General features: G+C 68.6%; 16 protein-coding genes. 12 read left to right on the top strand and 4 right to left on the bottom strand.

The window, feature by feature from the left end:
- Position 1: 1 nt before the first annotated feature.
- The 9 genes from PU630_RS09665 to ddaH all read left to right on the top strand — a co-directional run bounded on the left by PU630_RS09665 (position 2) and on the right by ddaH (position 9161).
- Positions 2-1693 carry an ABC transporter family substrate-binding protein gene (locus PU630_RS09665; protein WP_275276867.1) on the top strand — a complete coding sequence of 564 codons (1692 nt, stop codon included), beginning with the start codon at positions 2-4 and terminating at the stop codon, positions 1691-1693.
- Between the two features lie 151 nt (positions 1694-1844).
- A complete protein-coding gene (typA, locus tag PU630_RS09660; protein ID WP_275276866.1) occupies positions 1845-3758 on the top strand; it encodes a translational GTPase TypA in 1914 nt (637 codons plus the stop codon).
- Positions 3759-4091: 333 nt separating this feature from the next.
- Positions 4092-4835: an AzlC family ABC transporter permease gene (locus PU630_RS09655; RefSeq protein ID WP_275276865.1), complete on the top strand. Its 744-nt coding sequence runs from the start codon at positions 4092-4094 to the stop codon at positions 4833-4835.
- Entirely contained in the window at positions 4832-5146 is a 315-nt protein-coding gene (locus PU630_RS09650; protein WP_275276864.1) for an AzlD domain-containing protein, read from the top strand. The genes PU630_RS09655 and PU630_RS09650 overlap by 4 nt, the downstream gene beginning before the upstream one ends.
- 28 nt (positions 5147-5174) lie before the next feature.
- The gene (locus tag PU630_RS09645) at positions 5175-5561 is read left to right on the top strand and encodes a DUF6113 family protein (RefSeq protein ID WP_275280066.1); all 387 of its coding nucleotides are present in this window, start codon (positions 5175-5177) and stop codon (positions 5559-5561) included.
- A 9-nt stretch (positions 5562-5570) separates the two neighbouring features.
- Positions 5571-5891, top strand: coding sequence for a ferredoxin (gene fdxA, locus PU630_RS09640; RefSeq protein ID WP_275276863.1), 321 nt, complete (start codon positions 5571-5573; stop codon positions 5889-5891).
- Between the two features lie 2 nt (positions 5892-5893).
- Positions 5894-6997 carry a succinyldiaminopimelate transaminase gene (gene dapC, locus PU630_RS09635; RefSeq protein WP_275276862.1) on the top strand — a complete coding sequence of 368 codons (1104 nt, stop codon included), beginning with the start codon at positions 5894-5896 and terminating at the stop codon, positions 6995-6997.
- Between the two features lie 104 nt (positions 6998-7101).
- Positions 7102-8400, top strand: a complete 1299-nt coding sequence (locus PU630_RS09630; protein ID WP_275276861.1) for a citrate synthase — start codon at positions 7102-7104, stop codon at positions 8398-8400.
- Positions 8400-9161 carry a dimethylargininase gene (ddaH, locus tag PU630_RS09625; protein WP_275276860.1) on the top strand — a complete coding sequence of 254 codons (762 nt, stop codon included), beginning with the start codon at positions 8400-8402 and terminating at the stop codon, positions 9159-9161. The genes PU630_RS09630 and ddaH overlap by 1 nt, the downstream gene beginning before the upstream one ends.
- Position 9162: 1 nt before the next feature.
- Here the strand turns inward: ddaH and PU630_RS09620 are convergent, their stop codons facing one another.
- The 3 genes from PU630_RS09620 to dapD are packed head-to-tail and all read right to left on the bottom strand — an operon-like array spanning position 9163 to position 14439.
- The gene (locus tag PU630_RS09620; RefSeq protein WP_275276859.1) at positions 9163-12981 is read right to left on the bottom strand and encodes an ABC transporter ATP-binding protein; all 3819 of its coding nucleotides are present in this window, start codon (positions 12979-12981) and stop codon (positions 9163-9165) included.
- Complete coding sequence (locus PU630_RS09615; protein WP_275276858.1) at positions 12978-13442, bottom strand: MarR family winged helix-turn-helix transcriptional regulator; 465 nt, start codon at positions 13440-13442, stop codon at positions 12978-12980. The genes PU630_RS09620 and PU630_RS09615 overlap by 4 nt, the downstream gene beginning before the upstream one ends.
- Positions 13443-13485: 43 nt before the next feature.
- Positions 13486-14439 carry a 2,3,4,5-tetrahydropyridine-2,6-dicarboxylate N-succinyltransferase gene (gene dapD, locus PU630_RS09610; protein ID WP_275276857.1) on the bottom strand — a complete coding sequence of 318 codons (954 nt, stop codon included), beginning with the start codon at positions 14437-14439 and terminating at the stop codon, positions 13486-13488.
- Positions 14440-14501: 62 nt separating this feature from the next.
- On the opposite strand from dapD, the gene dapE reads away from it, so the two are divergent.
- The 3 genes from dapE to PU630_RS09595 all read left to right on the top strand — a co-directional run bounded on the left by dapE (position 14502) and on the right by PU630_RS09595 (position 17052).
- A complete protein-coding gene (gene dapE, locus PU630_RS09605) occupies positions 14502-15578 on the top strand; it encodes a succinyl-diaminopimelate desuccinylase (protein WP_275276856.1) in 1077 nt (358 codons plus the stop codon).
- A complete protein-coding gene (locus PU630_RS09600) occupies positions 15560-16783 on the top strand; it encodes a hypothetical protein (protein WP_275276855.1) in 1224 nt (407 codons plus the stop codon). Before dapE ends, PU630_RS09600 begins: the two co-directional genes overlap by 19 nt.
- A 98-nt stretch (positions 16784-16881) precedes the next feature.
- Complete coding sequence (locus PU630_RS09595) at positions 16882-17052, top strand: DUF3117 domain-containing protein (protein WP_084515728.1); 171 nt, start codon at positions 16882-16884, stop codon at positions 17050-17052.
- Between the two features lie 18 nt (positions 17053-17070).
- Here the strand turns inward: PU630_RS09595 and PU630_RS09590 are convergent, their stop codons facing one another.
- A complete protein-coding gene (locus PU630_RS09590; RefSeq protein WP_275276854.1) occupies positions 17071-17748 on the bottom strand; it encodes an O-methyltransferase in 678 nt (225 codons plus the stop codon).
- Between the last annotated feature and the right edge of the window lie 50 nt (positions 17749-17798).

Here is a 17798-nt window from a genome sequence, read left to right as displayed (position 1 = left end):
CATGAACCGCAGAACCACAGCTCTTGCGGCTGTCGCTGTGCTCGGCGCGACCGGTCTTGCACTGGCCGGTTGTGCACAGCCCAACGCCACGCCCACCAACACGAAGAGCGAAGCCGCACAGCTTCCGCTCGTCGGTTGGACCGATGTCCCGGCCTCGCAGCTCCAGCAGGGCGGCACGCTGAACCTGGCCGTTCTGTCCAGTGGTACCGATGAGGGTAACTGGAACATCAGCACGACGCAGGGTGCGAACGTCCCGGTCGTCAACATGCAGGCACCCATCATGGGTACGCCGTACAAGGCGACCAAGGATGGCGGTGTCGAGCCCGACCCCAACTACGCGACCTCGATCGAGCTGACCAGCAAAGACCCGCAGACGGTCGATGTGAAGCTCAACGACAAGGCGGTCTGGGAAGACGGCACGCCGCTGACGGCGAACGACTACAAGGCGACCTTCGCGGCGCTCTCGGGCAAGAACGACAAGTTCAACATCGCCTCGTCGGCCGGTTTCGACCAGGTCTCCAGCTTCGACGTCAAGAGCGACTACGAGTTCACGTTCACGTTCTCGTCGCCCTACGCCGACTGGCAGGCGCTGCTGACCACGCCGGCCGTGCCGAAGGCCATCGCAAGCGACCCGGACAAGTGGGCCAGCTTCACGACCAAGCCGCTGCCCTCCAGCGGTCCGTTCGTGATGTCGAAGATCGACAACAACGCGAAGGTCTACACCGAGACGCCCAACCCCAACTGGTGGGGTGAGAAGCCGAAGCTCGACAAGATCACCTGGACGGTCATCGACCAGGGCTCGCAGGCCCAGGCCTTCTCGAACAACGAGATCAACGCCGTCGAGGTGCAGGACGTCGACACTTACACCGCCGCTCTCAAGAAGTCGGGGGCCAAGGCCCTCAACTCGGGCGGTCTGACGTACTCGCAGATCACCTTCAACGGACTGCAGGCGCCGCTGGACGACGTCAACGTCCGCAAGGCGATCGCGCAGGCCGTCGACCGTGAGCTGATGGCCAAGACGGCCAACGAGCCGCTGGGCGTCCAGGCGACCACGATGGGCGACTGGCTCTTCATGCCCGGCCAGAAGGGCTACACCGACACCATGGGCGAGAAGCTGCCCTACGACCTCGACGCGGCCAAGAAGTCGCTCGAGACCGCGGGGTGGACCAACGCCGACGGCAAGTGGACCAAGGACGGCAAGACGCTCAAGCTCTCGGTCATCATCCCGCAGGGGACGAAGTCGAACGAGCTGCGCGCGCAGCAGATCCAGGCGTCGCTGAAGAAGATCGACATCGATGTGACCCTCGACCCGGTGCCCTCGGCCGACTACTTCACGAACATCATGGCCGGCAAGTACGAGATGGCCACGTTCGGCTGGCAGGGCACGCTGTTCCCGATCTCGTCGAGCGAGTCGCTCTTCTACCCGGAGATGAAGCCGGGTGGAGACGGACAGAACTTCGCGTTCGTCACCGATGAGAAGCTGGGCGACCTGTGGTCGCAGGCCAACTCGGAGCTCGACCAGTCCAAGCGTCTGAAGATCGCGCAGCAGATCAACGAGGTCATCGCGGGTTACATGCCGATGCTCCCGATCTACCCCTACCCGAACGTCACGGTCGTCGACAAGAACCTCGCCAACTACGGTCCGTCGACGTTCATGTCGGTGGACTGGACCAAGGTGGGCTTCACCGAGTAGAGCGCCTGAGCGCCTGCTGAACAGGGCGCCCGCCTCGAAACGATAGAATCGTTGCGGGGCGGGCGCCTTCTGCGTTCTCCGCCGCGTCGCGAACCTGCTGTACGACAGGGCCCCCGCATCCCTCTTCTTCCCACCGAAAGGTGCCTCGGCCATGTCCCTCGCCCACCGCTCAGACCTGCGCAACGTCGCTATCGTCGCCCACGTCGACCACGGAAAGACCACTCTCGTCGACGCCATGCTGCGACAGACGGGGTCGTTCGGAGACCACGCGCACGTCGAAGAACGTGCCATGGACTCGAACGACCTGGAGCGTGAGAAGGGCATCACGATCCTCGCCAAGAACACGGCGATCACCTACAACGGCGTGCACACCGACGTGCCGGTGACCATCAACGTCATCGACACGCCCGGTCACGCCGACTTCGGCGGCGAGGTCGAGCGCGGCCTGTCGATGGTCGACGGCGTCGTCCTGCTGGTGGATGCCTCGGAGGGCCCTCTTCCGCAGACCCGGTTCGTGCTGCGCAAGGCGCTGGAAGCCAAGCTTCCCGTCATCCTGCTTGTGAACAAGACCGACCGCCCCGACGCGCGCATCGCCGAGGTCGAGGAGGAGAGCCACGACCTTCTGCTCGGACTGGCGTCCGACCTGTCCGATGACGTACCCGACCTCGACGTCGACGCGCTCCTGGACGTGCCCGTCGTCTATGCTTCCGGCCGCGCGGGTGCGGCATCCCGCACCCGCCCCGCCAACGGAGAGCTTCCCGACAACGACGACCTCGAGCCGCTGTTCGAGGCGATCCTCGAGCACGTTCCGGCTCCGTCGTACGACGACGACGCGCCGCTGCAGGCGTGGGTCACCAACCTCGACTCGTCGCCGTTCCTGGGCCGTCTCGCCCTGCTGCGCGTGTTCAACGGCACGCTGCGCAAGGGACAGACCGTCGCGTGGGTGCGCCATGACGGCTCCCACGCCAACGCGCGCATCACCGAGCTGCTGAAGACGAAGGCGCTCGACCGCTTCCCGGCCGAGGAAGCCGGCCCCGGTGACATCGTCGCCATCGCCGGCTTCGAAGACATCACGATCGGCGAGACCATCGCCGACCCCGACGACGTGCGGCCGCTGCCGGCGATCCACGTCGACGAGCCGGCCATCTCGATGACGATCGGCACCAACACCTCGCCGCTGGCCGGCAAGGTGAAGGGGCACAAGCTCACCGCGCGCATGGTCAAGGACCGCCTGGACCGCGAGCTCATCGGCAACGTGTCGCTCAACGTCGTCGACATCGGGCGCCCCGACGCATGGGAGGTGCAGGGTCGCGGCGAGCTGGCTCTGGCGATCCTCGTCGAGAACATGCGCCGCGAGGGCTTCGAGCTGACGGTGGGCAAGCCGCAGGTGGTCACGCGCCGCAACGAGCGTGGCACGCTGCAGGAGCCCTTCGAGCAGCTGACGATCGATGCGCCCGAAGAGTACCTGGGCGCCATCACCCAGCTGCTGGCTGCCCGCAAGGGCCGTATGGAGACGATGACCAACCACGGCACCGGCTGGGTGCGCATGGAGTTCGTGGTGCCTTCGCGCGGGCTCATCGGCTTCCGCACCGAGTTCCTGACCACGACCCGCGGCACCGGCATCGCCAACGCGATCGCCGCCGGCTACGAGGACTGGGCCGGCCACATCGTGACCCGCCAGAACGGCTCGATCGTGGCCGACCGGTCGGGTGTGGTCACGCCGTTCGCGGTGATCGCCCTCCAGGAGCGCATGTCGTTCTTCGTGAACCCCGGTGACGAGGTCTACGAGGGCATGGTCATCGGCGAGAACTCGCGTAACGATGACATGGACGTGAACATCACCAAGGAGAAGAAGCTCACGAACATGCGGTCGTCGACGGCCGACACGTTCGAGTCGATGACGCCGCCGCGCATCCTCTCGCTCGAGGAGAGCCTCGAGTTCGCGCGCGACGACGAATGCGTCGAGGTCACTCCCGAGACGGTGCGCATCCGCAAGGTCGTGCTCGACCAGCACGACCGCGCGCGCGCCACGGCCCGCCAGAAGCGACAGGACGCCGCAGTCTGAGCTCGCCGCGAGGGCGCAGGCGCGGAGCGCAGGCGCGTGTCTCGCCCCGCGCCATCCGGCGAATTCATATGAGTTTGTCGAGTGCACATCAAACCACCGACGGATTGATGTGCACTCGACGGTTTGATGTGCGCGCGGCGCGCCGATGTGCGCGGGGCGCGCCGCCGCGTGTGCACGCCGCCGCGTGCCGCCGAGAGAACACGCGCGGCGAGAGCATGCGCGCCGCGAGAGCACACTTGTGCACGCTTCAAGGGCGCAAGACCGTGCACCAGCGTGAGCTCGCGAAGGATCAGCGGGCAACGAACGCCGCGCGGCCGCCGGTAGGCTCATGTCGTGACGGAAGGGGTGGATGCTGCAGCCCGCCGCCGTGCGGTGCGCGACGGCCTGGGCGTGGCGCTGGCGACGAGCGCGTACGGCATCTCGTTCGGTGCCCTCGCGACGGTGTCCGGCCTTGACGTCTGGCAGACGTGCGTGCTGAGCCTCGTGATGTTCACCGGCGGGTCGCAGTTCGCGTTCATCGGGGTGATCGGCAGCGGGGGACTGGCGGCGATTCCCGCCGCGATAGCGTCGTCGGCGCTGCTCGGCGTGCGCAACGTCGCCTACGGCATGCGGATGGCGCCGCTGCTGGGGGGAGGGTTCTGGCGCCGCGCTGCGGCCGCACACGTCACGATCGACGAGTCGACGGCGGTCGCGCTCGGCCAGACGGACACACGCGCGCAGCGGCTCGGCTTCTGGGTGACGGGGCTGGGCATCTACACCGGCTGGAATGTCACGACGCTCGCCGGCGCGCTCTTGGGAGACGTGCTGGGCGATCCGAAGGCGTATGGGTTGGATGCCGCGGCCGCCGCCGCGTTTCTGGCACTGCTGTGGCCCCGCCTGAAGCGCCGGCAGGCGGTGGCGGTGGGCATCGCCGCCGCCGTCATCGCCGCAGCGTTCACTCCGGTGCTGATGCCCGGTCTCCCCGTGATCGTCGCCGCCGTTGTCGCCGTCGTCGTCGGGTGGTTCAACTGGCTCGGCCGTGACGACACGCCGCCGGCGGAGCCCGACGACGTGCCCGAGCGGGAGGGGCTGCCGTGACCCTGTGGAACGCCGTCCTGCTCGCGGCGATCATCTGCGTGGCGCTGAAGACCCTCGGCTATCTGGTGCCGGCCCGTGTCATGGAGGCGCCCCGGCCCTCGCGCGTCGCCGACCTGCTGACCGTCGCACTTCTCGCAGCGCTTGTCGCCGTGCAGACGCTGGGCGTCGGCCAGGCCGTCGTCGTCGACGCCCGCATTCCCGCCGTCGCGGTCGCGGCAGGGCTCTTGCTGCTGCGGGCGCCGTTTCTCGTCGTGGTCGTGGCCGCAGCCGTGGTCGCTGCCGTCCTGCGCCTGTGGGGCTGGGCCGCCTGACAGCCGTGCGACGTAGACTGACGCGGTGATGAACACGCTGATCCGGGTGCTGACGTGGGTGATCGCCCTGTTGATCGGCGCCGTATACGGTACGGCGGGAACGATAGCGCAGGCCTATACCCTCGGCGCCGTGCCGGTCGGGTTGATCCTCGCACTCATCGGCATCGCCGCGATGCTCGTGGCGATGCGGGGGATGACCGCCGACCGCTGGGCGGCACTGGCCGGAGGCGTCGGCGCCCTCGCCGCGACGGTGCTCTTCTCGGGCACGGGCCCGGGCGGCTCGGTGGTGGTGCCGGCCGTGGCGAAGGGTGAGATCAATCTCGGTCTGGTGTGGGGTATCGGGCTCATCATCGTCGCGATCGTGGTGGTCGCGTGGCCTGACGTGTCGAGGGCGCACAGCAGCACAGGCAACTAGACTGGCGGCGTGACGTATGTGATCGCCCTGCCGTGTGTGGATGTCAAAGACCGCGCCTGCGTCGACGAGTGCCCGGTCGACTGCATCTATGAAGGCGACCGCTCGCTGTACATCCATCCCGACGAGTGCGTCGACTGCGGTGCCTGCGAACCGGTGTGCCCGGTGGAGGCGATCTACTACGAGGACGACCTGCCCGAGGAGTGGGCCGACTACTACAAGGCCAACGTCGAGTTCTTCGACGATCTGGGTTCGCCCGGCGGCGCAGCCAAGGTGGGAGTGATCCACAAGGACCACCCGCTCGTGGCAGCCCTCCCGCCCCAGAACGGCTGACCGTGGGCGTCGCCGACCTCGCGGAGTATCCCTGGGATGCTGTCGCTCCGTATGCCGCGCGCGCCAGGTCGCACCCCGACGGCATCGTCGACCTCTCCATCGGATCACCGGTGGATGCCACGCCCGCCGTCGTCCGTGAGGCACTGACGGCTGCGACCGACGCACACGCGTACCCGCAGACGGTGGGCATCCCCGTCCTGCGTGAGGCGATCGCGGAGTGGTTCGCACGCCGTCGCGGGGTGGCCGGCCTGACGCCTTCGCAGGTCCTGCCGACGGTCGGCTCCAAGGAGCTCGTCGCGCTCCTTCCGCTGCTGCTCGGTCTCGGCCCCGGCGACATCGTGGTGCACCCGCGGGCGGCGTACCCGACATACGAGGTCGGCGCGCGGCTGGTCGGCGCCACGCCGCTCGCCGCCGACGAGCCCGAGGAATGGCCGGTCGGCACGCGGCTGGTGTGGCTGAACAGCCCGGGCAATCCCGATGGGCGGGTCCGCGGCATCCCGTCTCTAACAACGGCGGTGAGGCGGGCGCGTGAGCTCGGCGCCGTCATCGCCGGGGACGAGTGCTATGCCGAGCTCGGCTGGGACGCGCCCTGGGACGATGAGCCCATTCCATCGATCCTCGATGCACGGGTGACCGGCGGCGACGCGGCCGGGGTGCTGGCCGTGTACTCGCTGAGCAAGCAGTCGAACCTGGCCGGATACCGCGCGGCCTTCCTCGCCGGAGACGAGAGGCTCGTCGCGGGCCTGCTGACGGCACGCAAGCACCTTGGCCTGATGCTGCCGGGCCCCGTGCAGCACGCGATGGTCGCCGCTCTCGGCGATGACGCCCACGTGGCGACGCAGAAGGAGCGCTACCGGCGTCGGCGCGAGCTTCTGAGGCCCGCGGTCGAGGCCGCGGGATTCCGCATCGACGGCAGTGAAGCGGGACTGTATCTCTGGGCGACCGAGGGCAGGGATGCCTGGGAGAGCCTGGATCGTCTCGCCGACCTGGGGATCCTCGCAGGACCGGGGCACTTCTACGGGCCGCATTTCCCCCAGCACATCCGGTTCTCGCTGACGGCGCCGGATGAGCGCATCGCGTCCGCCGCACAGCGACTGCGTTCGTAGCATCTCACCATCAACCGCCGGATCGTTTGGCGGATGTCTCAGTGTGCCTGAGGGCGGACTAGGCTGTATGGGACCCCGGATGCCACGAATCACAAGGAGGCCTCGTGTCCGACACGGGAGCACAGGAGGACGTCGCCACCCTCACCATCGCTGGTCGTACCGCCGAATTCCCCATCCTGCGGGGAACCGACGGCAATCCGAGCATCGACGTCTCGACCTTCACCCGTCAGACCGGCCACACCGCACTCGACTACGGGTTCGTGAACACCTCCGCGACCAAGTCGGAGATCACCTACATCGACGGCGACGAAGGCATCCTGCGGTATCGCGGCTATCCGATCGAGCAGCTCGCGAAGAACAGCTCGTATCTTGAGGTCGCCTGGCTGCTGCTCTACGGAGAGCTGCCCACCGCGTCCGAGCTCAGCGACTTCGACGACCGCATCCGGCGGCACACGCTGCTGCACGAAGACCTCAAGCACTTCTTCTCGGCACTGCCGCATACCGCCCACCCGATGTCGGTGCTGTCGTCGGCCGTGTCGGCGCTGTCGACGTACTACGAGGGTCAGACCGACCCGCACAATCCCGAGCATGTCGAGCTCAACACCGTCCGCATGCTCGCGAAGCTCCCGGTCATCGCCGCATATGCGCACAAGAAGAGCGTGGGACAGGCGTTCCTCTACCCCGACAACTCGCTGAGTTTCGTCGACAACTTCCTGAAGCTGAACTTCGGCGTCCACAGCGAGCAGTACGACGTCAATCCGGTGATGTCGAAGGCCCTCGAGCTCCTGCTGATCCTGCACGAGGACCACGAGCAGAACGCGTCGACGTCGACGGTCAGACTGGTCGGTTCGACGGGCGCGAATCAGTTCGCCTCGATATCGGCCGGCATCCAGGCGCTTTCCGGCCCGCTCCATGGCGGGGCCAACGAGGCCGTGCTGACGATGCTCGGTCGCATTCGCGACTCGGGCGAGAGCGTGCAGCGCTTCGTCGAGCGCGTGAAGAACAAAGAAGAGGGCGTCAAGCTCATGGGCTTCGGCCACCGGGTCTACAAGAACTACGACCCGCGTGCAAAGCTCGTCAAGGAGTCGGCCGATGAGGTGCTGCGCGAGCTGGGTGTCAAAGATCCCCTGCTCGACCTCGCCAAGGAGCTCGAAGAGATCGCCCTCGCCGACGACTACTTCGTCGAGCGCCGCCTCTACCCGAACGTCGACTTCTACACCGGCGTGATCTACAAGGCCATGGGGTTCCCGACGCGGATGTTCACCGTCCTGTTCGCGATCGGCCGGCTTCCCGGCTGGCTCGCGCAGTGGCGTGAGGCTGTCGGCGACCCGCAGACGAAGATCGGGCGCCCCCAGCAGCTGTACATCGGCTCGCCCGAGCGGAACTACCCCGGGACCGTCTGATGCCCGCGCTGCTCGTGCGGCAGCCGTCCCCGCGTCTTGTCGAGGGCGAGCTCACGCATCTCCCGCGTGTGGACGTCGACGCCGACCTCGCGCGTGCGCAGTGGGACGACTACGTGGACGTGTTCCGTGCGCGAGGCTGGGATGTCACGCCACTGAGCGCCGCAGACGAGAATCCCGACGGCGTCTTCGTCGAAGACACCGTCGTGTTCTTCGACGGTCTTGCGGTGATCACCCGCCCGGGCGCGCTCTCGCGACGCGACGAGATCACTACCGCGCGGCGGGCAGTTGCGGCATCCCGCATTCCGTTCGCGGAGATCGACGAGCCCGGCACTCTCGAAGGCGGTGACGTGCTGAAGGTCGGCCGGACGGCCTATGTCGGCCGCTCATCCCGCACGAACGACGCGGGGATCGCCCAGTTGCGCGCGCTGCTCGCGCCGCGCGGGTGGGATGTCGTCGCGGTGCCCGTCACGAAGGTGCTGCATTTGAAGACCGCCGTCACCGCGCTGGCCGACGGCACCGTGATCGGCTACGAGCCCCTGGTCGACGACGTCTCGGCCTTCCCGACCTTCCTGCCGATCCCGGAGCCCGAAGGCAGCGCCGTCGTCGTGCTGGACGATCGCGCTGTCCTCATCTCGGCGTCGGCGCCGCGCACCGTGGCGCTGCTGCGCGAACGGGGCTGGCAGGTCGTCGAGACCCCGGTGACCGAGTTCGAGAAGCTTGAGGGATGCGTCACGTGCCTTTCGGTCCGCATTCGCACCTGACTCAACCCGCGCGGCTGCCGGAGAGCTCGAACGCGCGCCACATCGCCGCGTAGGCGCCGTCGGCGCGCAACAGCTCGTCGTGGGTGCCGGTCTCGGCGATGCGTCCGTGGTCGAGGACCACGATCCGATCGGCATGCATCGCCGTCTGCAGGCGATGCGCGATGAGCACCGTCGTGCGGTCGCGAGTGAGTCGGTGCATGGCGTCGGTCACGCGCGCCTCGGTCGCGAGGTCGAGGTTCGACGTCGCCTCGTCCAGAAGCAGGATCGCCGGATCGACCAATTCCGCGCGCGCGAGCGCGACGAGCTGGCGCTGCCCGGCCGACAGCGACGCTCCGCGCTCCGAGATCTCGGTGTCGTAGCGCGCGGGGAGAGCCTCGATCATGCGGTGGGCGCCGACGGCCTCGGCTGCCCGCGCGATGTCGTCGGCCGTGGCGTCCGGCCGTCCATACGCGATGTTCTCACCGATCGTGCCCGTGAACAGGAACGATTCCTGCGGCACATAGCCCAGGCGTCCGCGGTACCCGCTCAGTTCCAGGGCGCGCAGGTCGGTGCCGTCGGCGCGCACGGCGCCCGCATCGGGATCGTAGAACCGCGCGATGAGCTTCATCACGGTGGACTTGCCGGCGCCGGTCTCTCCCACGAGGGCGACGGTGCGCCCGGCCGGCACAGTGAGGGCGATGCCGCTGAGCGCCTCCGTCGGCGGCATCGGCACGACCTCGCTGAGGGCCTTCGCGTCCCGCGGGCCGCGCAGCCGTGAAGAGACCGGCGCCGTCGGATAGGCGAAGTGCACTTCGTCAAGCATGACCTCGCCGGAGAGCCTGCCGACCGGCATCGGCTCGTCGGCATCGGGGGTGAGGGTCTCCAAGCGCATGAGCTCAGCGATACGCGTCACCGAGACGCGGGTCTGCTGCCAGGCATCGAAGACCTGTGACAGCTGCTGGATCGGCGAGAAGAACATGTCGATGTACAGCAGGAAGGCGATGAGCGCTCCTGCTGTCAGCTGCCCGTGCGCGATGAGGGAGGCGCCGAGACCGAGCACGATCACGTCGGCGATCGCCGAAAGGAACTGCACGAACGGGAAGTACACCGCGACGAGGCGCTGGGCGGCCACCCGCGAGCGCAGATACGCGGCGCCGTGACCGTGGAACGTGCGCATGGTCTCCTGCTCGTGCGTGAACGCCTGCGACTCGCGCACGCCCGCCAGGCTCTCCTGGAAGGCGGCGTTCACGATCGCGATCCGCTCCCGGGCGACGTCGTACAGCCGCGCGGCGCTACGTCGGAACCAGACCGTGGCCAGCGCCAGCGGGATGATGATCGTCAAGACGGCGAGGCCGAGCGGGGCATCCACCACCACCAGTGCCACCGCCACGCCGACGAATGTCACACCGGCCACGAGCGCCCCCAGCAGGCCGTTCTGCAGCAGCGACTCGAACTGGTCGATGTCGGTGGTCATCCGCGTCATGATGCGCCCGGCCATCTCACGTTCGTAGTAGTCGAGCGACAGTCGCTGCAGCTGGGAGAACACGCGTACGCGCAGCGACAGCATGATCCGCTGCGCGGCGCGGCCGCTGACGAACGACTCGGCCATGCCGGTGAACATGTCGACGATCGCGATGGCGAAATAGACGATGGATGCCGCGAACAGCACGTTCGCCGCCCCGACGGCGACGCCCTCGTCGATGCCCGCCTTGACCACGGCCGGCCCGAGGAGGCCCGCAAGCGCGTCGATCACGACAAAGACGAGCGCGAACAGGAGCGGACGGCGGAACTCACGCAGCAGCGAGCCGAGGCTGAACTCGGGCTGGCGGCGTCCTTCGCGCGCCATGTCGACGTCGGGATGATCGATGACCGGAGGGAGCTTCGCCACCTGTGCCAGCAGCTCGGGGGTGGGCGCGAGCGAGCCGCGCAGCCCCCCGCCGGTGCCGCCGAGCCCCATGCCGAGGCTCGGCGCGCTCACAGCCTGCGCTCGCGCCCGGCTCTTCGCCGTGTGAGGGCGGTCGAGGGACGCGGCCGAGAGACGCGGAGTCGCAACGGCCGCGGCATCCCGACCATCGTCCGCGATGTTCTCGTCGGGCACCTCGCCGTCGCCGAACAGCGCGCGGTACGTGGCGCTCGCGTCGATGAGTTCGTCGTGGGTGCCTTCGGCGACGACCCGGCCCTCTTCGAGCACGACGATGCGATCGGCCAGGTGCAGGGTCGAATGGCGATGCGCCACGAGCAGCACGGTGCGACGCTCGGACACCGACCGCAGCGCGTCGTGGATCGTCTGCTCGGTGCGGGCATCGACGGCGCTGGTGGCGTCGTCGAGGACGAGAATCGCCGGGTCGCGGAGGATCGCCCGGGCCAACGCGACGCGCTGGCGCTGCCCGCCGGAAAGGCTCAGCCCCCGTTCGCCCACGACAGTGTCATAGCCGTGCGGGAGTGCCATGATGAAGTCGTGGGCCTGAGCGGCGCGCGCGGCCCGCTCGATCTGCTCGTCGGTGGCCTCGGGCGCCCCGTACGCGATGTTGTCGCGGACCGACTCGGAGAAGAGGAAGGCGTCTTCGAATGCCATGCCCACGCTGGCGCGCAGCGACGCGAGACGCACCTCGCGCACATCACGACCGCCGATCGCGACGGCTCCGGCATCGGGATCGTAGGAGCGCACGAGCAGTCTGCCCACTGTCGACTTGCCGCTGCCGCTGGCGCCGACCAGCGCGACGCGTTCGCCGGGGTTTATCGTCAGTGAGAATCCGTCGAGCACCGGGGCTCCGCCCGGGTAGGCGAAGGTGACATCGTCGAAGACGACGGGTCCGGGCTGGGGGCCGAGATCCACAGCATCGGGCGCATCGGTGACCGTGGGCCGCAGGTCGAGCAGCTGGAAGATGCGCTCGACGCCCGCACGGGCCTGCTGGGCGATGGTGAGCATGCCGGCGAGCTGCCGTGAGGGCGCCATGAGCTTGGCGATGTAGGTCGAGAACGCCAGGAATGTACCGAGCGTGATCGAGCCGTTCAGCGCGAGCCAACCGCCCACTGCCAGGATGCCGACCTGCCCGAGCACGGGGATGGCCTCGAGCAGCGGCTGGAAGCGGGACTGGATGCGCACCGCGCGCATCTGCGAGCCGTAGAGGCGGCCGGCGGCATCCGTGAGCCGGCCGAGCTCGCGTCGCTCCTGGCCGAACGCCTTGACGACGCGGACTCCGGCGATGTCCTCGTCGACGATGCCGGCCAGCTCGCCCTCGCGCTGCTGGCCGTCCCAACTCGCCGGGAACACGCGACTGCGCATGCGGTAGCTGGTGCCGACGAGCGCCGGCACGATGGCCAGGCTGATGAGCGCGAGCAGAGGCGAGAGCACGAACATGACGACGAGCGACAGCGCCATCATGAGCACGTTGCCGCTGAGCATGGGCACGAAGTTCAACAGCCCCTGGACGAGCGCCGTGTCGGAGTTGGCCCGGGCGACCAGCTGCCCGGTCGGCATCGTGCTCAGGGTCGCGGCATCCATCGTCTGCAGCTTGTCGTGCATGTCATTGCGCAGGTCGTTCTGTACGTCGAGGCCGATGCGGCCACCACGGTAGCGGCGCAGGTACGCGAAGCCGAACCCGAGCACAGCGAGGACGACGAGCAGGGCCAGCCACGGCAGCAGCGGGGCGGATCCCGCGACGATGACGTCATCGACGATCGTACGGGCGACCAGGGGAGTGGCGACCTGACAGGCCGCTCCGAGCACCGCCGCACTCAGCGCGATCACGAGGTTGCGGCGGTGGCGCAGAAGATAGCGGCTGAGGCGCCGCATCCAGCCGGGATCGCGGGGCGACGTGCTCTTCGCCGATGTCGTCATGCGCGGCCCTCCGCGCGGCGGGCGGCGATCTCGCTCTGCCGCTGTTCGAGTGCGACGCCGAATGCGGCGAGAGCGGACAGCGTGGCGCCGGGACGGGGAGTGCGGTCCGCGATGTCGCTCACCAACCCCGCGACCGCACGATCTGCATCGGCGAGCACGGTATGACCGTGGGACGTGACCGTCAGGTCGGTGGCGCGTTGATCGGCGATGCCGGCGCTGCGTGCGAGCAGGCCGCGCCGAACGAGCGACTCCACCGACGCGCTGACGCTGGGCTTGCCGACCGCGAGGCGGCGGGCAAGCCGCGAGGCGCGCCCCTCGCCGCCGGCGACGGCGGTGAGAAGGCGATAGTCAGACAGGCTCAGCCCGGATGTCGTGTCGCGGGCGAGCGCCTGTTCGAGCATGCGCGCGGTCCGCGAGAGGGCGAGAGCCGCTGCGCGCGCGTCGTCAGATGGTTCGGTCACCGAACCATTCTGCACCCGCCGCGGAGTGAGTGCTACGCCATGCTCAGGCGTGCAGCGCGTCGTTGAGGGTGACCCCGGTGCCGCCGCGGCGGAGCACCTCGACCGAACCCGACAGCGAGTTGCGCCGGAACAGCAGTCCAGGCCGGCCGGACAGTGCGGCCGCCTTGGCGGTCGGTCGGGCGCCGTCGGCGCGGGCGGGCTCGTCGGCGAGGATGACCTTCGTGCCGCCGGTGATGTACAGACCCGCCTCGACGACGCAGTCGTCGCCGAGCGAAATGCCGATCCCGGCGTTCGCGCCCAGCAGGCACCGTGCTCCGATCGAGACGCGATGGGTGCCGCCGCCCGACAGCGTGCCCATGATGGAAGCGCCGCCGCCGATATCGCTGCCGTCGCCCACGACGACGCCCTGTGAGACGCGGCCTTCGACCATCGACGCACCCAGGGTGCCGGCGTTGTAGTTGACGAAGCCCTCGTGCATCACCGTGGTGCCGGGGGCGAGGTGCGCGCCCAGACGCACACGTGATGCATCGCCGATCCGGACCCCGGGCGGGGTGACGTAGTCGGTCAGACGCGGGAACTTGTCGAGACTGTGCACTTGGATGCCGGCGGCACGCAGGTGCGGGCGCAGACGCTCCAGATCTTCTGGTCGTACCGGGCCGGCGTTGGTGAACGCGACGATCGGTAGAAAGGAGAAGATGCCGTCGAGGTTCAGCTGGTTCGGAGCCACGAGCCGGTGCGACAGGGCATGCAGACGCAGGTAGACGTCCGCGGTCGAGGCGGGTGCGGCATCCAGATCGATCTCCAGCTCGACGATCTCCACGCGCACGTCGCGACGCGGATCCTCGCCGACAGCGGCCTGCAGCTCGGCCGCGCGCGTCGCCTGGGTCGTGCCGTCGGCGTGCCCTGTGCGCGGGTACGGGTACCAGGCGTCGAGCACCGTGCCGTCCAACGCCACGGTCGTCAGGCCTGCTCCGTAGATCCACCGCTCATCGCTCATACCTCCACGCTAGCCGCCACGGCGCACAAGGGCGTCTTCAATGACGCGGATAGACTCGGGGGATGCCGCAGCTCGACCTGACCGCAACCTCTGCCGATCTGACCAGGGCCGTGTGCGACATCCCGAGCGTGTCCGACGACGAGACGCTGCTCGCCGATGCCATCGAGAAGGCTGTGCGCGCGTCCGCGCACCTGGAGGTCCTTCGCGACGGCGACGTCATCGTGGCGCGGACGAACGGCGGCAAGCCGCAGCGCGTCGTGATCGCCGGGCATATCGACACCGTGCCGATCAACGGCAACGTGCCCACACGCAACATCGAGATCGACGGCGAGCCGTACATCTGGGGACGCGGCACCGTCGACATGAAGTCGGGTCTGGCCGTGCAGCTCAAGCTCGCGGCGGAACTGTCAGATCCCCGCGTCGACATCACATGGATGTGGTACGACCATGAAGAGGTGGATGCCGCGCGCAACGGCCTGAACCGCCTGTCACAGTCGCGTCCCGACCTGTTCGCCGGTGACTTCGCGATCCTGGGCGAGCCCTCGAACGGCGCCGTCGAAGGCGGCTGCAACGGCACGATGCGCGCCGTCGTGCGCACCCACGGTGTGCGGGCCCACAGTGCGCGGGCCTGGGTGGGCGAGAACGCGATCCACGGGGCCGCGCCGGTGCTGGCGCGGCTGGCCGAATACCGCCCGCGAGAGGTCGAGGTCGAGGGTCTCGTCTACCGCGAGGGGCTCAATGCGGTGCGCATCACGGGCGGGGTCGCCGGCAATGTCATCCCCGACCTGTGCGAGGTCGAGGTCAACTACCGCTTCGCTCCGAACCGTTCTGTCGAGCAGGCCGCGGGCCACCTGCGCACGGTGTTCGAGGGATTCGAGATCGAGATCACGGATGCCGCGGCCGGCGCCCGCCCCGGGCTGGACGCTCCGCTGGCCCAGGAGTTCCTGGCAGCGGTGAACGCGGTCGCACAGCCCAAGTACGGCTGGACGGATGTGGCGCGGTTCTCGGCGCTGGGCATCCCGGCTGTCAATTACGGCCCCGGAGACCCGCTGCTGGCGCACCACGACGAGGAGCGGGTGCCGATCGCGCAGATCGAGGCCGTGGAAAAAGGCCTGCGGGCGTGGCTGTCGCCGAGCTGAGCCGGAGTACGACGCGCGGATGGCATCGCCTGCCCGTGGCGTTGCGCGTCGCGATCGTCTACCTGCTCGCACGCGCCGTGACCACGGTGTTCTTCGCGCTGGCCGCGCAGCTGTCGACGGCGACCTCGCGCTACGGAGAGCGCCCGGGCGTGGGCGCCCTGCTGATGGGGTGGGACGCACAGTGGTACTGGTACATCGCTGTGCACGGCTACCCGACGACTCTGCCGCTGGATGACAGCGGGCAGATCACTCAGAATCAGTGGGCCTTCATGCCCGTCTACCCGTACCTGGCGAGGCTGCTGGGCGGCACCGGTGTGAGCTGGCAAGTGGCCGCCATTCTCATCTCGTTGGCGGCGGGTTACGCGGCCTGCCTCGTGCTCCATTCCCTGCTGCGCAAGCGTGTCGGCACCACCGCCGCGATGTGGGCGGTTCTCTTCTTCGCCAACGCGCCGCTGGCGGCGATGTTCCAGGTGGCATATGCCGAGTCGCTGTTCCTGCTCCTGCTGTTCGGGGCGCTGTGGCTGGTCGATCGCCGTCACTACGCCTGGCTCTATCCGGTCGTCCTCCTGATGGCCTTCACCCGCCCAGGGGTCCTGGCGTTCGCGCTGTTCCTCGGGCTGCACGGCGTCGTGCGATGGGTGCGCAGGACGCGTGAGCCGCTGCGGGTCGGGCAGATCGTCCACATCGGGCTGAACGGCCTGCTGGGCGCCCTGGCGGGTCTGTCGTGGCCCATGATCGCGGGGGTTGTGACCGGCCGGGCCGATGCCTACTTCGCGACGGAGTCGAGCTGGCGGCGCGGATGGCTCGCCGAAGACGACGGCTCGTTCGTGCCCTTCCGCGCGTTCTGGGACGCCGCGGGTTTCTGGTTCACACAGTGGGGACTGGGCGCGACCGTGGGGCACGTCGCTCTGATCGTCGTGGTCGTCGCGATCGCCGCTCTTCTGCTGTTCGGCCCCCGCGTGCGCCGACTCGGATCAGATGTGCGGCTCTGGTCGGCGTCTTACCTCCTCTACCTGTTTGCGGTGTTCTTTCCTCAGTCGAGCGTCTTCCGATTGCTGTTGCCGCTGTCTCCGCTCTGGGGGGCGGCGGCTGTGCCGCGGTCGCGCGTCTGGCGGTGCGGAGTGGTTGTCGCGTGCCTTGTCGGTCAGTGGTGGTGGATCTACAACATGTACGCGCTAGGGAATACCTACTGGCAGATCCCGTGATCATCGTCGGCCCCGGACGCTTCGTGACGCGCGATTGCCAGTCTGCGCAACCGGCACGGTAAACTAGGGAGACAGACCAGCGACGAAAGGGAGCCACGATGGCAGCCATGAAGCCGAGAACCGGAGACGGCCCGATGGAGGCTGTGAAGGAGGGGCGTCTGATCATCGTTCGCGTTCCGCTCGAGGGGGGCGGACGCCTTGTCGTCTCCGTCAACGACGCCGAAGCGAAGGAGCTCTACGACGTGCTCGGCGGTGTTGTGAACGCGTAGTTCACCACTTCTTGTGTGTCAGCGGCCGGTCAGGAGACCGGCCGCTGATGCGTTTCCGGCCGCGTCCGTCTGCACGGTGGTCAGCTGGAGCAGGCCTTCGCCGCTCAGCGAGAGCGCGCCGATGACGGCGGGGGAGGACTGCGTCTCCTGGATGAGCGACCGGAACGCGCTCGTCACCGGATCGCGGCGCACGGGGTCGGCGACGGCGCCGCCGGCCAGAACACGCGGGACCAGAACGGTGCCGCCGGGTCGGACGAGCCGGAGTCCGTGTTCGACGTACTCGATGACGCCTTCAGGATCGGCATCCACCAGCACGATGTCGTACGCGCCCTCGTTCATCCGGGGGAGAACCTCGGCCGCGCGGCCCGTGATGAAGCGGGTGCGGGTTGCGGGCACGCGCGCGGCGGCGAACGACTGGCGCGCCGCTCCCAGGTACTCGGGTTCGGTGTCGATGGTCGTGAGCACGGCCCGCGGGGCGCCGTGCATCAGCCAGAGGCCGGAGACACCGGCACCGGTGCCGACTTCGATGATGTTGCGCGCAGCGGTCGCGGCGGCCAGCACGGCGCACTGCGCGCCGACCGCGGCGCTGATCGGCGACGCGCCCAGTTCGAGCGCGTGCGCGCGAGCGCGGGCGATGTGCTCCGGCTCGACAGTGGCCTCTTGCACGAACCGCTGGTTCGCATCCTGCTCGCTCATGTGTGCGCAACCTCCGCGCCCAGCCTACGCGAGCACCATGCGCCGTGTTG

This window comes from Microbacterium horticulturae, from assembly GCF_029094505.1.
GTDB lineage: Bacteria > Actinomycetota > Actinomycetes > Actinomycetales > Microbacteriaceae > Microbacterium > Microbacterium horticulturae.
The sequence above is the reverse complement of the archived record's forward strand: the minus strand, read 5'-3'. Positions and strand labels throughout refer to the sequence as shown.

Bases quoted from the DNA above. Each gene is read 5' to 3' on its own strand.
- PU630_RS09665 (WP_275276867.1), top strand. From the start codon at position 2: ATGAACCGCAGAACCACAGCTCTTGCGGCTGTCGCTGTGCTCGGCGCG.
- typA (WP_275276866.1), top strand. From the start codon at position 1,845: ATGTCCCTCGCCCACCGCTCAGACCTGCGCAACGTCGCTATCGTCGCC.
- PU630_RS09645 (WP_275280066.1), top strand. From the start codon at position 5,175: ATGAACACGCTGATCCGGGTGCTGACGTGGGTGATCGCCCTGTTGATC.
- ddaH (WP_275276860.1), top strand. From the start codon at position 8,400: ATGCCCGCGCTGCTCGTGCGGCAGCCGTCCCCGCGTCTTGTCGAGGGC.
- PU630_RS09620 (WP_275276859.1), bottom strand. From the start codon at position 12,981: ATGACGACATCGGCGAAGAGCACGTCGCCCCGCGATCCCGGCTGGATG.
- dapD (WP_275276857.1), bottom strand. From the start codon at position 14,439: ATGAGCGATGAGCGGTGGATCTACGGAGCAGGCCTGACGACCGTGGCG.
- dapE (WP_275276856.1), top strand. From the start codon at position 14,502: ATGCCGCAGCTCGACCTGACCGCAACCTCTGCCGATCTGACCAGGGCC.
- PU630_RS09595 (WP_084515728.1), top strand. From the start codon at position 16,882: ATGGCAGCCATGAAGCCGAGAACCGGAGACGGCCCGATGGAGGCTGTG.
- PU630_RS09590 (WP_275276854.1), bottom strand. From the start codon at position 17,748: ATGAGCGAGCAGGATGCGAACCAGCGGTTCGTGCAAGAGGCCACTGTC.